This is a genomic window from Bacillus sp. YP1, from assembly GCF_000877815.1.
GTDB classification, from domain to species: domain Bacteria; phylum Bacillota; class Bacilli; order Bacillales; family Bacillaceae; genus Bacillus; species Bacillus subtilis.
The window spans coordinates 18202-33409 of sequence record NZ_CP010014.1; the positions used below are offsets into that span (position 1 = coordinate 18202).

Sequence of the window (15208 nt, forward strand, 5' to 3'; positions counted from 1 at the left end):
TGTGAGATAATAAGAAATAGGTATTTTTTCTTACGAGACAAAAGGGGCGTTATCCTTTATTTTATATTAATCAAACCCGGAGGAAAAAGAAGAAGATGATACAAGATTCAATGCAGTTTGCCGCGGTTGAAAGTGGTCTGCGCTTTTACCAGGCATATGATCAAAGCCTTTCTTTGTGGCCGATTGAGTCGGAAGCATTCTATGTTTCTACTCGTTTTGGAAAAACACATATCATTGCAAGTGGGCCAAAGGACGCACCTTCGCTCATTTTGCTTCACGGGGGCCTTTTCAGCTCTGCGATGTGGTATCCGAATATCGCGGCGTTGAGCCGTCAATTTCGTACATATGCGGTCGATATAATAGGAGACAAAAATAAAAGTATACCATCAGCAGCCATGGAAACGAGAGCTGATTTTGCAGAATGGATGAAAGATGTCTTTGATTCTCTTGGACTTGAGACGGCACACCTGGCCGGCCTTTCGCTTGGCGGGTCCCATATCGTGAATTTCTTACTCCGCGCGCCTGAAAGAGTAGAGCGGGCGGTTGTTATGAGTCCCGCTGAAGCGTTTATTTCATTTCATCCGGATGTCTATAAATACGCTGCAGAGCTTACAGGGGCAAGAGGAGCTGAATCATATATCAAGTGGATCACAGGCGACAGTTATGATCTGCATCCTTTACTGCAAAGACAAATTGTGGCGGGCGTGGAATGGAAGGATGAACAAAGGAGCCTGAAGCCGACAGAAAACGGCTTTCCGTACGTGTTCACAGACCAGGAATTGAAATCGATACAAGTCCCGGTACTGCTGATGTTCGGTGAGCACGAGGTCATGTACCATCAGCAAATGGCCTTTGAGCGGGCTTCGGTATTGGTGCCGGGAATTCAGGCTGAAATCGTAAAGAACGCCGGACATCTGTTATCTCTGGAGCAGCCAGAGTACGTCAATCAACGCGTCTTGTCCTTTTTATGCGGGGGGATAAAATAGTAAGGAACATGAAAAGATTGGCATTCATTTTTCAAAAGGTAACAAATGTTGTATAATAATAGAATTTGAATGCTGCTTTTTTTGGGAGCATTCTATGTTATCATGCTTATTGGAGAAAAATTTTTCCTGTAACGCTATTCGATCACTATCGTCAAATAATATAGATGGTTTTACAATTGGAGGTTTGGTTACACTGTGAATTACATCCCCTGTATGATTACGATAGGAAACTTCATTTGCGGATTGCTGGCGATTCATTCCTTGCTATATCACAACATTCATTCAGCAGTGCTTTTTATTTTTACAGGCATGTTCCTTGATTTCTTTGACGGGATGGCTGCTCGTAAGCTGAATGCCGTTTCTGATATGGGGAGAGAACTGGATTCGTTTGCCGATCTGGTTACGTTTGGGGTGGCTCCTGCTATGCTTGCTTACAGTGTCGCGTTGTATACCCTGCCATTTATCGGGATCTTATGCGCATTGACGTACAGCATTTGCGGAATGCTTCGCCTCTCTAAATTTAACATTGAACAAAGCAAGCTCCCGACGTTTATCGGTATGCCGATTCCGTTTGCGGGCATGTGTCTCGTTATTTTAAGCTTTACCTATAACCCGATCCTTCTGGCAATCGGCACTTGCGGACTTTCATATTTGATGGTGAGTAAAATAAAATTCCCTCATTTTAAAAAACATGCGGCAGAAAACCTGGAGTCTGGGAGATGGAATTAGTTCAGCAGCTCATAGCGGATTACGGTTATCTCGCTATTTTTTTGATGCTGGTATTAGGAATTGTAGGATTGCCGATTCCAGATGAAGTGATGATGACCGTTGTTGGCTATTTCACGCATACCGATGTATTGAATTATGAGCTTTCGATATTGATTAGTTTTGTCGGGGCTTTGTTAGGTATGCTGATCAGCTACATGATTGGCAGAAAAGCCGGACGCCCGTTTATCGACAAGTACGGCAAGTGGGTCGGCTTAAAAGAAAAAAGAATGATGAAAGTGGAAAAATGGATGAAGAAATACGGTCCATATTCTCTTATTTTAGGTTATTTTATTCCCGGCGTCAGACATGTGACGTGCTACTTTTCGGGGATCGGCAAAATGGATCTGAAAACGTATGTTGCGTTTGCGGCAATCGGCGCCTTTTTATGGTGCTTTGTTTTTATTACAATCGGAAGGGTTATAGGGATTATTCATGTTTAATACGGCTGTAAAGATTCTGTATCGATCATTGATAGAGCTGACGAATCATCGTCTGTCATCCTATCTGATTAAAGGATTTTGCGAGTCAAAAATCAGCAAACCGGTCATTCCGCTTTTCTCAAAACATTTTCGGCTGAATTGGGATGATGTGGACGGTACGGCTGCTGATTACGGATCGCTGTCTGAATTGTTTATTCGACAAATAAATCTGGAGCGGCGCCCTGTGTCAAAAGAGGCGCATGCGGTGGTCAGCCCTGTTGACGGTGTGGTTCAGACGGTAGGAATCATCAACCCGAATCAAACCTTTACGGTGAAGGGAAAAGATTACTCATTCGCTGAACTCACCGGCTGTAAAAGCGCAGACCATCAATACAACGGCGGATACTTCGTCGTGCTGTATCTAAGCCCGAGGCATTATCACCGTTTCCATTCTCCGATCAGCTGCAGGTATCAAAAGCTGGCCGAGCTCGGAAATCGCTCATACCCGGTAAATCAACTAGGCTTAAAATACGGGAAAGATGTGCTGTCGAAAAATTATCGGTTTGTGTACGAGCTGAATAGCGGCAGCCGAAATGTCCTGATGATTCCTGTCGGCGCGATGAATATTAATTCTATCGTGCAGACGAGCACCCGTGCTGAATTGGAGATCGGCGAAGAGCTGGGATACTTTTCATTCGGGTCAACCGTCATTTTGATTTTTGAAAAAGACGCGTTCCAGCCGTCCGCCCATTTAGCAGAAGGCCAAGAAGTTCAAGTCGGAGAACTGATAGGTTATGAAGAGTAAAAAGAGGAGCTTGCATAAACGCAGCGCCTCTTTTTTTGAAGAAAGGTGAGACTTATGGAGAAACAAATCATCAGCTGGATTACAGATTATCAGAACACCGGAGATGAAGCCGTCCTGCGGCAAGTGCGAGAAGTGTGCTGGCCGATCGTTGAAGCGGTTTTGCAAGAGAAGGCAATAGATGATGAACAAGCGAACAATTTGCGCGAAAAAGGAATCGAGCGGTTTCCATTCATCATCAGCAAATACCAAGCGGATGTGCAGCTTCCGGTTGAGACATTTTTACGAAATACGTATCGGTTTTACTTTCATCAGGTGATGAGAGAATCCAGCTAAAGCTTCTTTCAACAGAGAAGCTTTTTTTGTTGGCAGGAAAAGGAAACTTTTTCTATATCTATCTCGTAATGACTAGAGAACCTAGCAGAAAAGGAGAGATAGAATTGAAACGAATGATAGTGAGAATGACCCTGCCGCTGCTGATCGTTTGTCTGGCGTTTTCTTCTTTTTCAGCCTCTGCCCGTGCTGCTTCTGAAGAAAAATATTGGGGTTCATGGATTGAACGACATGCACAGCCGCTGGATGCTTCCAATGCTTCAAACAAAGACCTTCGCTTTCTGAAGAAGGTGCTGAAGGGAAAACGAATCGTTCAGTTAGGAGAAACCACACACGGCGCTGGTGAAATCAACGCCACAAAGGTCAGAATGATCAAATATCTCCACGAAGAGCTGGGATACGATGTATTGGCCTTTGAGTCCGGTTTTCCTGATACAAATGCATCCTACCTTAATATGGACCAATTAACCCCTAAAAGCACGATGAAAAACTCCATTTACGCTGTATGGCACACAGAAGATGTCGTTGAATTGTTTGATTACATGAAAGAGCAAAAAGAGAAAGGCGATCCGCTGATCCTTACCGGTTTTGATATTCAAAGCATGAAGAATTCATTCAATGATGCTGCGACTCAATGGGTAAAAGCGGTGAACCCTGAGAAAGCAGAGTTGCTCTCCCAATCAGAAAATAATTTTTCAACGTTAGTGACAGACAGCAATACGTTTGATGAATTTTCGCAAAAGAAGGAAAAGCTTGTGAAAAACTATCAGAAGCTGATCAAGTTCGCTGAAACACACGCTTCAGAGCTAAAAGAAAACCTTCCAAAAGAGCCGAAAGCTTATGAGATGTTTATGCGGTCTCTTCAGCTGAGAATTGACGTAATGGAAACGTATATGCTGGAAGAAATGAAAGAAAAACTAGAGGAGTATCCGGAGAATATTGAGGATTTTTCATTCTTTATGAGAGACCGCATGATGGCTGAACAATTTCAGTGGGTAGCTGACACCCTTTATCCGAAAAAGAAAATCATTGTCTGGGGCCACAATTACCATCTGCGCAAACAGAATACGAAGATGATAAAGGACTGGGTACAGCTAAACGGCCCTAACATGGGTGATTATTTGCCGGAGCGGCTGAAAAAACAAACATATACGATTGGCATTTATGCTTACTCAGGTGCAAGTCTGGATAGTTCTGATAATAAGACGGTTATGCCGGTTACAAGCCCGCCGCCGTCTGGAAGTCTTGAAGCTTTGCTGAAAGCGGCAGACCGACCGGCTGTTTTTGTTGATTTTCTCCATACAAAAAACAAGAAAGGCACTTCGTGGATGTATACCCCCCGCACAGCACTCTATTGGGGATTCACAGAAGAGCAGATGATCCTTAAGGAACAATATGACGGTGTCATTTGGCTGGAGTATATCACGCCATCTGTCATTATCAAGTGAGCGGTGTCCCCTGTGCTATAACAGGTGGAGTTCACCTTTTGTTTGATAGTTTTCAGATAACTACATTGATTAGTAAATGAATGGAAAATACTTGTGTGCCGTGAGAAACCCTTGTGCCGCTTAGGTTTGTAAGAGCTTGGATATTTTTATCAGTCTGGGCGGATCTGTTCATCTTTGCGGCATTTTCCTGTATGATATAGTAAGAGTGTGCATAGCAACTAACTATAATTGAACAGGGTGTTTAAAACATGGAAAAACAATACAGAGTATTACTTTACTATAAATATGTTCCGATTGAAGATCCAGAGGCGTTTAGAGAGCAGCATCTGGCTTTTTGTAAGGAGCTTGGTTTGTTAGGCCGTATCCTTGTTTCTTCTGAAGGAATTAACGGTACGGTATCAGGTACGGTTGAACAGACTGAAAAATATATGGAAACAATGAAAGCTGATCCTCGTTTTGCGGACATGGTATTTAAAATTGATGAAGCAGAAGGCCATGCCTTCAAAAAAATCTTCGTCCGCCATAAAAAAGAGCTTGTAACGCTTCGTCTTGAAGATGATGTCGATCCGAACGAAACAACAGGCCAGCATTTGAAGCCTGCAGAATTTTATGAGAAGATGCAGGATCCAAACACAATTGTCATCGACGCGCGTAACGATTACGAGTATGACCTTGGCCATTTCAGAGGTGCGGTCCGTCCTGACATCGAAGCCTTCCGTGAATTACCTGAATGGATCGAAGAACACAAGGATATGCTTGAAGGCAAAAAGATTTTAACGTACTGTACAGGCGGCGTGCGCTGTGAAAAGTTCTCGGGATGGCTGGTGAAGCAAGGCTTTGAAGATGTAGCACAGCTTGACGGCGGAATCGTGACATACGGAAAAGATCCTGAGGTGCAAGGCAAGCTTTGGGACGGCCAGTGCTACGTATTTGATGAAAGAATCAGCGTGCCTGTCAACCGTGTCGAGCACGTGATTGTCGGTAAGGACTACTTTACAGGAGAACCGTGTGAGCGTTATGTGAACTGCGCAAATCCATCTTGCAATAAAAAAATGATATGCACACCGGAAAATGAGTATAAATATATGCGCAGCTGCAGCCACGAATGCCGCACGAACCCAAGAAACCTGTATGTGAAAGAGCATAATATGACAGAAGAAGAAGTAAACGCAAGACTGGCAGCGATTGAAACAGAAGATCACGCTGCTGCTGAATAAAAAAAGAACACCTCGGATTGAGGTGTTCTTTTTTCTATATGCTTTCGGTTTGGCTGTTTGCGGAAACCCATTCTTTTTGGCGGAAGGCCTTTTCCCATTTTGATACCACGATACAGGCGATCGCATGTCCCGGTACGTTCACGCCTGTTCTCGCCATGTCCATGACGCGGTCAACACCCGCGATAATGGCAACGCCTTCAGCCGGCAGTCCTACAGCATTGGCAGTCGCCAGAAGAACTACAAGCGATCCTGAGGGTACAGCTGCAATGCCTTTACTGGTCATCACAAGCACAAGCATCATGAGCAGCTGCTGGGACAATGTCATGTCTACTTGAAAGGCCTGTGCGAGAAAGATACAAGAAACCGATAAATATAAGCTGGAGCCGTCACAGTTCAATGACAAGCCGGAGGGAACGACAAATGATACCACTCGTTTGGGACAGCCGTATTTCTCCATTCTATCCATCAGCTGAGGGAGAATGGTTTCAGTGCTGGTGGTGGAAAATGCAATTAAAAACAGATCCCATATCATTTTCAATACTTCGAAATACTTAATCTGAAAGATGAGACCGACAAGCGGAAAGAGGACAAAGAGGATCAGGAACAGGCCAAGGAATACGGTGCCAACCAGCTTAAACATAGGGAGGAGGAGTTCAATGCCATATTGGCCTACAGAAGCAGCCATCAGGGCTAACACGCCGATAGGAGCAGTGACCATGACGATTTGCGTGAGCTTGAACATAATCTGAGCTGTAGATTCAAAAAACTTCATTACTGGTTCAGAAGCTTTGCCGATACCAGCTGCGGCGACACCAAATAAAATGGCGAAGAAAATAACGGCAAGCAAATCATTTCTGGCCATGACATCAATAATGTTTGTAGGGATAATATCCAGGACCATTTGCTTGAAATCAACAACTTTGTCTGTGTAGCCGGAAAGTTCATGAATATCTTTTTTTGCCAAATGGGAGAGGTCAAGCCCGACACCTGGTTTTAAGACATTCGCTAATAAAAGTCCAAGCCCTAATACCAACGTTGTAATCACTTCGAACCAAATGATCGTCTTGATGCCGAGACTGCCCATTTTTTTCATGCTTCCGCTTCCTGCGGCTCCAATGACAATGGTAGAAAACACAATCGGCACAACAATCATTTTAATCAGGCGGATAAATCCATCTCCGACAGGCCTCAGTGCCATCCCGAAATCAGGAAAAAAGTGGCCGATCACCGCGCCGACAGCCAAAGCGATTAAAATTTGAAACGCGATTAATTTTTTCAAATGAATCCCCCTTTAGAACGATAGAATGTAGGCATATTCATATCATTCGTGATTCAAATGCAAACACCTTTTTTCAAGTTATTTTATTTTGACAGCGCTTTCATTATGTTGGCGAAAAAGTCCCCCGCAGCAGGGGGGACTTTTTTACTTCATTTGAATGTGCTTTAGATCTTCTTCAGAGGTATTTGTGAAAATAACCGGTGTTATGGCTGAAGCGGCATGCTGCTTGATGTAATTGAGATCAAAGGTGAGAAGCAGTTCGCCTTGTTTGACGGCTTGTCCGCTTGTGACATGTGCTTCAAAGCCTTCCCCATTCAGTTTGACGGTATCAACGCCGACATGAATCAGGATTTCAGTGCCGCCGGCGCTCATAAAGCCGATGGCGTGTTTTGTCGGAAAAATCGAGACGATCTCGCCGTCCGCAGGTGCAACGACTTTTCCTTCTGATGGTATAATCGCAAATCCCTCGCCCATCATTTTTTCTGAAAAGACTTGATCAGGCACATCCCCTAAAGAGACTGTTTCTCCTTTAATCGGATAAATAAAGGTCTCACCGGAATCGGGCTTCAGCGGTTTGTCAGTTACCGTGTCCAGCGCGGCGGCGGTGGCAGGGACGTCTCCGGCCATGATTGTTTTGATGTCGTCTTTTAAGGCATCGGACTTGGTTCCGAATATTGCCTGGAAGTTGTTGTTGACCTCCAGCACACCTACTGCACCAAGCCGTTTTAATTCATCCTTGCTGACTTGGCTTGGCTGATGAACGGTCACACGAAGCCTTGTGATACATGCATCCAGGTTAGCGATATTTTGCTGTCCGCCCAAGGCCTGCAGCACGTGAAAGGCAAGCTGGTCTTTTGCAACTGGAGCTTTCTCCTCATTCTGACCGTCTTCATCTGTCTCACGGCCGGGCGTTTTCAAATTCCATTTCAGAATCGCAAATCGGAACAAATAATAATAAATGAAAGCAAACACGATCCCGACAGGAATGACAACCCAGCCATTTGTAGACAGTCCGTAGTTCAAGACGTAGTCAATTCCCCCGCCTGAGAACGTATAGCCGTGGCGGACATGGAATAAATCACAAACGACAAAGATGACGCCGGCAAGAATAGAGTTAATCAAATAGAGCACGGGCGCAACGAACAAGAAAGAAAACTCAACCGGTTCTGTAATTCCGGTCAGCATAGATGTGAGCGCCGCAGAAATCATCACGCCGGAGATCATTTTTTTCTTTTCCGGACGCGCGGTATGGATAATGGCAAGAGCAACGGCCGGCAGACAGAAAATCATGTAAGGGAAATCCCCCATCATAAAGCGCCCGGCTGTCGGGTCTCCCGCGAAAAACCTTGTCAGGTCGCCGGTTACGGTGTTGCCTGTTGATGGGTCTGTGTATTCTCCCATCATAAAATAGAAAGGCGTATAAAAAATATGATGCAGGCCAAAAGGAATCAGCAAACGATAGATCGTTGCATAAAAGAACAGGCCGACTGTTGAATCGGCAATTAAACTGCTGGCTGCGTTAATTCCGTTTTGGATCAGCGGCCAAACGAATGAGAAAATGACACCGATCACCAATGAACTGACGGAAGTAATAATCGGGACAAAGCGTTTTCCAGAGAAAAATCCAAGGACCGGATGCAGCTCGATTGATGAAAATCGCTTATATAAATAGGCGGCGAGAAGCCCGATAATGATTCCTCCGAAAACCCCCATATCAATCAGGTGCTCGGCTCCTTCATACGGAGGCTGAAGGCCGAGTAATTTTCCCATATTGTCGAGGGTGACGGTTAAAATTAAGTATCCGATGACAGCGGCAAGTCCGGCTACACCTTCTCCGCCGGCTAATCCGATCGCGACCCCCACGGCGAAAATCAGCGGGAGATTATCGAATACAACGCCGCCCGCATCCTTTATAATAGGGATGTTCAGTAAGTCCTTGTCTCCGAAACGGAGCAAAAGACCGGCTGCCGGCAGGACGGCAACCGGAGTCATCAACGCGCGGCCAAGCTGCTGCAGAATTTGAAATGCCTTTTTAAACATGACAGTCTCCTTTTATTGTTTTATGAGCATGGTGCAATCTTTAATTTTTGAGCTGCTTTATAATCGGCGATAACGGTTACATGATTGTGTATTTGAAGAATAGAGGCTGGTACATCTGTCGTGACAGGACCTTCAGCCATCTTTTGAATAGCGTCTGCTTTTTCCTCGCCGCTTGCTAAAAGCACAATATGTTTGCTGAATTCCATGATGGTTTTAATGCCCATTGAAATCGCGAGTCTCGGCACCAGCACTGGATCGCCGCCGAAGAATCTGGCATTTGCCTGTATCGTGCTTTCCGAGAGCTTCACAACACGTGTCCGGTCTTCAAAATCAGATCCCGGTTCATTAAAACCGATATGGCCATTGGCGCCGATGCCGAGAATTTGGACATCAATGCCTCCCGCTTGGCGGATGAGATCCTCGTATACTTTGCATTCCGCCTCAAGCTGCGGGTTGTCTCCTTGCGGGATATGAATATGATCAGGTTGCATATTGATATGCTGAAATAGATGCTCATGCATAAAGTGGTTATAACTTTGCGGATGAGATGGAGAGAGACCAGCGTATTCATCCAAATTAAATGTAGTAACCTTTGAAAAATCAATTTCGCCTGCCTGATAGCCTGAAATCAACTGCTTATACAAGCCGACCGGTGTGCTTCCTGTTGCCAGGCCGAGAACGGCATCTCTCTTAGCTTGTATTTGTTCTTTAATAATGGCAGCGCTTAACTTACAGAGTTCTTCGTAGTGCTCGGCGATCAGAATCTTCATGTGACACCCCCTCAAAGAGATAGACAAGCACCATATTTGTTATGACCAATTTATAATACTTGTCATTACGAATTTAGCACCAACATTATTAAACTGTCAATATTAATTTCTGAAAATTTGTTATAAAAGAAGGATACAAATCTTTCATATTGGGATGGCAAATGGTATTATGGTCTCAATGAAAAAGAACGGATTGCATACAGAATGGGGAGAATGAAATGACAGCTTTATATTCTGTTATCAAGTTTAAAATCATTGAGTTAATTAAATCGGGCAAATATCAGGCGAATGATCAGCTGCCGACAGAGAGTGAGTTTTGCGAACAATATGATGTCAGCAGAACAACTGTGAGACTGGCTCTGCAGCAGCTAGAGCTTGAGGGATATATTAAAAGAATTCAAGGAAAAGGGACATTTGTATCGGCGGCAAAAATACAAACGCCGATTCCGCATAAGATTACGAGCTTTGCAGAACAAATGAGAGGCCTTCGTTCTGAATCAAAAGTGCTTGAGCTTGTTGTGATTCCTGCCGATCACTCCATTGCCGAGCTTTTGAAAATGAAAGAGAATGAACCTGTCAACAAGCTTGTCAGAGTCAGATACGCCGAGGGGGAACCTTTGCAGTATCATACCTCATATATTCCCTGGAAGGCGGCACCGGGGCTGGTGCAGGAGGAATGCACCGGCTCGCTGTTTGAATTGTTAAGGACAAAATACAATATTGAAATCAGCAGGGGCACGGAATCGATCGAACCGATTTTAACGGATGAAACGATCAGCGGCCACTTATTAACCAATGTCGGAGCGCCTGCGTTTTTATCAGAATCCCTTACCTATGATAAAAATGAAGAAGTGGTGGAATATGCGCAAATTATTACCCGGGGAGACCGAACGAAATTCACCATAGAACAGTCATATCATTCATAAAGCAATGTGTTTTAAGAAGGGAATGGTGGTTCTATGTTTTTATTGACGAATGGAAAAGTGCTGTGGGGAGCAGTGATTGCTGCATTCATCCTTTCAATAGTATTTATTTTACCCTTCTCTGCCGACGCAGATGCCGATTCATTATGATGTTGCGAACAGTCCGAATCTGACGGTTAACAAGCTGGCGGGGACTGTGATGCTGCCTGTTTTGATGGTGGTGTTTGCATGGGCGCGGAAGATCAATTGGCAATTAGTGTTCGCAGTGTATATTTTGCTGATTTGCCACATTGTCGTCCTTTGTTTAGCGGTCTAAATCAAACAGCCAGAATAAAACTGGCTGTTTTTCTTTAATTTCAGCTTCATCTGACAATGAATGTGGTGTATAATAGCTGATGATCCTAAAGAATATTCTGAAATTTATAGGTGTGAAGCGGCGTATTATTAAAGGAAAGGCTGTATACTTTTTGCAGCTTTAAAAAGACTGAATATTTAAACAATTATGCGAAAGGTGTGCTGATTAGATTGAATAAGCTTATTGAACGAGAAAAAACTGTATATTATAAGGAAAAGCCCGACCCGTCTTCCTTGGGGTTTGGACAATATTTTACAGATTATATGTTTGTGATGGACTACGAAGAGGGGATTGGATGGCATCATCCGAGAATTGCGCCGTACGCACCGCTTACGCTTGATCCGTCTTCATCTGTTTTTCATTACGGCCAGGCTGTTTTTGAAGGGTTAAAAGCATACAGAACAGAGGATGGCAGGGTGCTCCTGTTCCGTCCGGATCAAAATATCAAACGGCTGAACAGATCGTGTGAGCGCATGAGCATGCCCCCTTTAGACGAAGAGCTGGTGCTTGAGGCATTGACGCAATTAGTTGAACTTGAGAAAGATTGGGTTCCAAAGAAAAAAGGAACGTCACTGTATATTCGTCCTTTTGTCATTGCCACAGAACCGAGTCTCGGTGTGAAGGCATCCAGGAGCTATACATTTATGATCGTGCTTTCGCCTGTCGGCTCCTATTATGGCGACGATCAGCTGAAGCCGGTTAGAATCTATGTCGAAGATGAGTATGTGCGGGCGGTCAACGGAGGAGTCGGGTTTGCAAAAACGGCTGGAAACTATGCCGCCAGTCTTCAGGCACAGCGGAAAGCGAATGAACTGGGCTATGACCAGGTACTGTGGCTGGACGCCATCGAAAAGAAATATGTGGAAGAAGTAGGGAGCATGAACATCTTTTTCGTCATAAACGGGGAAGCTGTCACACCTGCTTTAAGCGGAAGCATTTTAAGCGGGGTTACACGTGCGTCTGCGATTGAATTGATTCGAAGCTGGGGCATTCCGGTTCGTGAAGAGAGAATATCGATTGATGAGGTGTATGCGGCCTCTGCACGCGGAGAATTGACAGAGGTCTTTGGCACAGGCACGGCAGCCGTCGTTACGCCTGTCGGTGAACTCAATATTCATGGAAAAACGGTGATTGTAGGCGACGGGCAAATCGGGGACCTCTCGAAAAAGCTGTATGAAACGATAACAGATATTCAGCTTGGCAAGGTGAAGGGCCCGTTTAACTGGACAGTGGAAGTGTGAAAACTGAAAAAGAACCTGCCCGGAGGCAGGTTCTTTTTATTTTGAATGAGTCATATCAGCAGCCGGCTGGCTTTTGCGGTTTTTTACATAATATATTGCATAGCAAATGGCCATAAATGGAACGCCGCAATAGAGTGCGATTCTTTGATTCGGATCAAAGGCAATGCCAACAACGGAAGCCAGGCATAACAGGAACGCGGCAATCGGCACGAACGGATACAAAGGGGTTCTGTATTTCAAATCAGTAACCTTGTTTCCCGCTTCGATATAACGTTTTCTGAACATGAATTGAGAAGCAGCGATACCCATCCACACGACAACGACGGCAAAACCGGAAATCGACACGAGCACAACGTATACAGTGTCTGGCGCAAATACGCTGGACAGCAACGACAGAATGCCGCCGATCATGCTGAACACCAGCGCGTTAAAAGGGGTTCCTTTTGACGTCAGCTTTGCAAATGTCGGATGAAGCGTTTTTTCTTTTGATAAAGACCACAGCATCCGGGAAGAAGCGTAGAGTCCGGAATTAGCCGCTGACAGGATCGCTGTTAGGATAACAAAGTTCATGATATCGGCTGCGTATGGTACACCGACTCTGTCAAAGACAGCGACAAACGGGCTTTTGATGACACCTGCATCTTGAATCGGAATCAGCCCTGACAGCACAAAAATTGTTCCGACAAAGAAGAGTGAGAGACGCCAGACCGTTGTTTTAATCGCTTTTGGTATCGTCTTGTCAGGATCAACGCTTTCACCGGCTGCGATTCCGATTAGTTCCGTTCCCGAAAAGGCAAAATTAACGGACAGCATCGTCATCAAAATCGGGACAAATCCATTTGGAAAAAGCCCGCCTTCCGCGGTGAAGTTGGACAGCATCGGAGCGGCTTCTCCGCCTTTGATCGGAATGATGCCGAACATGGCAGAGCCGCCTAAAAGAATAAATAATACAATGGCTAATACTTTGATGCTGGAAAACCAAAATTCTGATTCAGCGAAAAACTTGACCGAAAATGCGTTAAGCAAGAAAATGAACAGCGCAAAGACGGCACTCCACATCCAAACCGATGTATGGGGGAACCAGCGCTGCATTAACAGGCCGGCTGCTGTGAATTCTGATCCCAATGCCACGGTCCATGTCAGCCAATACAGCCAAGCGACCGTAAATCCGGTGCCCGGCCCTATGTATTTGGCTGCATAGGTGTGAAAGGCGCCGGTCACAGGCATGGCGACTGACAGCTCACCGAGGCATAGCATGACCAGATAGACGATGCCGGCCCCGACTAAGTAGGCGAGTATCGTTCCGGCCGGGCCTGCTTGCTGAATGGTATAACCTGAGCTTAAAAACAGCCCGGTTCCGATGACACCTCCCAAGGAAAGCATAAAGAGGTGCCGGCTTTTCATACTTCTCTGAAAGGTTGTCTCATTCTTGTTGTGGGCAGAGTTCATCTTTTTCCAACTTTCTATCAGCGATTTATTTCCTTCCTAATAAAAAATCTCATGTCAGAAAGTGACACGAGACTCCGGCGAACCGGCTTTAAGTTAGAATATACAAACTATTCCGATAAGTCAAGTTGTTTTTAAAGAGCGGGCCCAAGCCGCAATTTCTTGAATATTTTCGGGTTTTGTCCGGCAGCAGCCGCCAATCAGCCTCGCTCCTTTTTCATGCCAGGTGCGGGCGCTCGCCCCGTAAGATTCTGCGCATGCTGCGCCGTTCCACGTTTTTGTTTCCGGATCATATTGCTCACCTGAATTCGGGTAGACAATGATCGGTTTTGACGTGTTCTTTTTTAACTCCTCTATCAAGGAAGGGATATGCTGAAGCGGCGTGCAGTTGATGCCGAGTGCTGCAATTTGGCGGTGTCCATCAAGCCACGATGCACAGTCAGCTGCAGGTGTTCCGTCACTGATATGCAGGCCGTCTTTAGCGCTGAAGCTGATCCATGCATACGTTTCAGGAAATTCCTTCAATAGCCGAACAATCGCTTTGGCTTCAGTCAGACACGGAATCGTTTCGCATGCCAAAACATCAGCTCCGGCTTCAATCAGTGCCTTCATCCGGGGGCGATGAAATTCAATCAGTTCATCTTCTGATATTGCGTAGTTGCCGCGATACTCAGACCCGTCTGCAAGATAAGCGCCATAAGGGCCTACAGAAGCCGCAATGATCGGTTTTGGCCGATTCAAACGGTTCTCTTCAAGCGACCAAAATTCATCACGTGCTTCAGTTGCGATGCTGACGGACAACTCGATGAGCCGGCGTGCTTCCGCTTCGCTCAGCCCGCGTGCGGCAAAGCCTTCAAATGTAGACTGATAGCTGGCAGTGATTGCACAATCGGCGCCTGCCGCGAAATAATCAGTATGTACTTGTTTAATCAGATTTGGCTCTTCCATCAGGATTTTTGCCGACCACAGACTGTCATTCAAATTACAGCCCTTGCGTTCAAGCTCGGTCGCCATGGCGCCGTCTAGCACAATAAGCGGGTATGTATCTAATATGTGTTGGATAGGATTCATAGAATGTACCGATGCCTTCTTTCAGATTTTTTTGAAAAAGATATGAAAATCGTAATGGAGGCTTACGTGTTTGTCAATAAACGCAAAAAGAGAAAGGTGTTCAGCCCATA

Annotated in this window: 14 protein-coding genes and 1 pseudogene; 10 read left to right on the plus strand and 5 right to left on the minus strand. The window is 45.2% G+C overall.

Translation table 11 applies throughout. The features are described 5' to 3' along the window. Window positions 1-95 precede the first annotated feature (95 nt). The 7 genes from cesB to trhO all read left to right on the plus strand — a co-directional run bounded on the left by cesB (window position 96) and on the right by trhO (window position 5973). Window positions 96-986, plus strand: coding sequence for an enantioselective carboxylesterase CesB (gene cesB / locus QF06_RS00090; RefSeq protein ID WP_043940040.1), 891 nt, complete (start codon window positions 96-98; stop codon window positions 984-986). Between the two features lie 195 nt (window positions 987-1181). Beyond that, window positions 1182-1715 carry a CDP-diacylglycerol--serine O-phosphatidyltransferase gene (pssA, locus tag QF06_RS00095; RefSeq protein ID WP_038827915.1) on the plus strand — a complete coding sequence of 178 codons (534 nt, stop codon included), beginning with the start codon at window positions 1182-1184 and terminating at the stop codon, window positions 1713-1715. Continuing rightward, window positions 1706-2194 (plus strand): DedA family protein, encoded by a 489-nt coding sequence (locus QF06_RS00100; protein ID WP_003234861.1) that lies wholly within the window; start codon window positions 1706-1708, stop codon window positions 2192-2194. The genes pssA and QF06_RS00100 overlap by 10 nt, the downstream gene beginning before the upstream one ends. Continuing rightward, window positions 2187-2978: a phosphatidylserine decarboxylase gene (locus QF06_RS00105; RefSeq protein WP_003234858.1), complete on the plus strand. Its 792-nt coding sequence runs from the start codon at window positions 2187-2189 to the stop codon at window positions 2976-2978. The genes QF06_RS00100 and QF06_RS00105 overlap by 8 nt, the downstream gene beginning before the upstream one ends. A 54-nt stretch (window positions 2979-3032) precedes the next feature. Continuing rightward, window positions 3033-3311, plus strand: coding sequence for a hypothetical protein (locus QF06_RS00110; RefSeq protein ID WP_021481898.1), 279 nt, complete (start codon window positions 3033-3035; stop codon window positions 3309-3311). 104 nt (window positions 3312-3415) lie between these two features. Further along, window positions 3416-4756, plus strand: coding sequence for an erythromycin esterase family protein (locus QF06_RS00115; RefSeq protein ID WP_038827913.1), 1341 nt, complete (start codon window positions 3416-3418; stop codon window positions 4754-4756). Window positions 4757-5004: 248 nt separating this feature from the next. Continuing rightward, window positions 5005-5973, plus strand: coding sequence for an oxygen-dependent tRNA uridine(34) hydroxylase TrhO (trhO, locus tag QF06_RS00120; RefSeq protein WP_003246287.1), 969 nt, complete (start codon window positions 5005-5007; stop codon window positions 5971-5973). A 34-nt stretch (window positions 5974-6007) separates the two neighbouring features. Here trhO and gltP read toward each other — a convergent pair whose 3' ends face one another. The 3 genes from gltP to nagB all read right to left on the minus strand — a co-directional run bounded on the left by gltP (window position 6008) and on the right by nagB (window position 10062). After that, the gene (gene gltP / locus QF06_RS00125) at window positions 6008-7252 is read right to left on the minus strand and encodes a glutamate-aspartate/proton symporter GltP (protein ID WP_014478694.1); all 1245 of its coding nucleotides are present in this window, start codon (window positions 7250-7252) and stop codon (window positions 6008-6010) included. Between the two features lie 144 nt (window positions 7253-7396). Further along, complete coding sequence (ptsG, locus tag QF06_RS00130) at window positions 7397-9292, minus strand: glucose-specific PTS transporter subunit IIBC (RefSeq protein ID WP_032724820.1); 1896 nt, start codon at window positions 9290-9292, stop codon at window positions 7397-7399. A 20-nt stretch (window positions 9293-9312) separates the two neighbouring features. Continuing rightward, window positions 9313-10062, minus strand: coding sequence for a glucosamine-6-phosphate deaminase (gene nagB / locus QF06_RS00135; protein ID WP_032724821.1), 750 nt, complete (start codon window positions 10060-10062; stop codon window positions 9313-9315). A gap of 218 nt (window positions 10063-10280) precedes the next feature. On the opposite strand from nagB, the gene gamR reads away from it, so the two are divergent. From gamR to QF06_RS00145, 3 genes and pseudogenes are all read left to right on the plus strand, one after another. After that, window positions 10281-10988, plus strand: coding sequence for a transcriptional regulator GamR (gene gamR, locus QF06_RS00140; protein ID WP_041850654.1), 708 nt, complete (start codon window positions 10281-10283; stop codon window positions 10986-10988). Window positions 10989-11021: 33 nt separating this feature from the next. Then, window positions 11022-11301 (plus strand): annotated as a pseudogene (locus tag QF06_RS20745) (DUF1648 domain-containing protein). A gap of 209 nt (window positions 11302-11510) precedes the next feature. Next, complete coding sequence (locus tag QF06_RS00145) at window positions 11511-12581, plus strand: branched-chain amino acid aminotransferase (RefSeq protein WP_019712566.1); 1071 nt, start codon at window positions 11511-11513, stop codon at window positions 12579-12581. Between the two features lie 36 nt (window positions 12582-12617). On the opposite strand, the gene mmuP is transcribed toward QF06_RS00145, so the two are convergent. Together mmuP and mmuM are read right to left on the minus strand one after the other, a co-directional pair. Continuing rightward, window positions 12618-14030: an S-methylmethionine permease gene (mmuP, locus tag QF06_RS00150; protein ID WP_009966441.1), complete on the minus strand. Its 1413-nt coding sequence runs from the start codon at window positions 14028-14030 to the stop codon at window positions 12618-12620. Window positions 14031-14150: 120 nt separating this feature from the next. Continuing rightward, window positions 14151-15098, minus strand: a complete 948-nt coding sequence (gene mmuM, locus QF06_RS00155; RefSeq protein WP_041850655.1) for a homocysteine S-methyltransferase — start codon at window positions 15096-15098, stop codon at window positions 14151-14153. Between the last annotated feature and the right edge of the window lie 110 nt (window positions 15099-15208).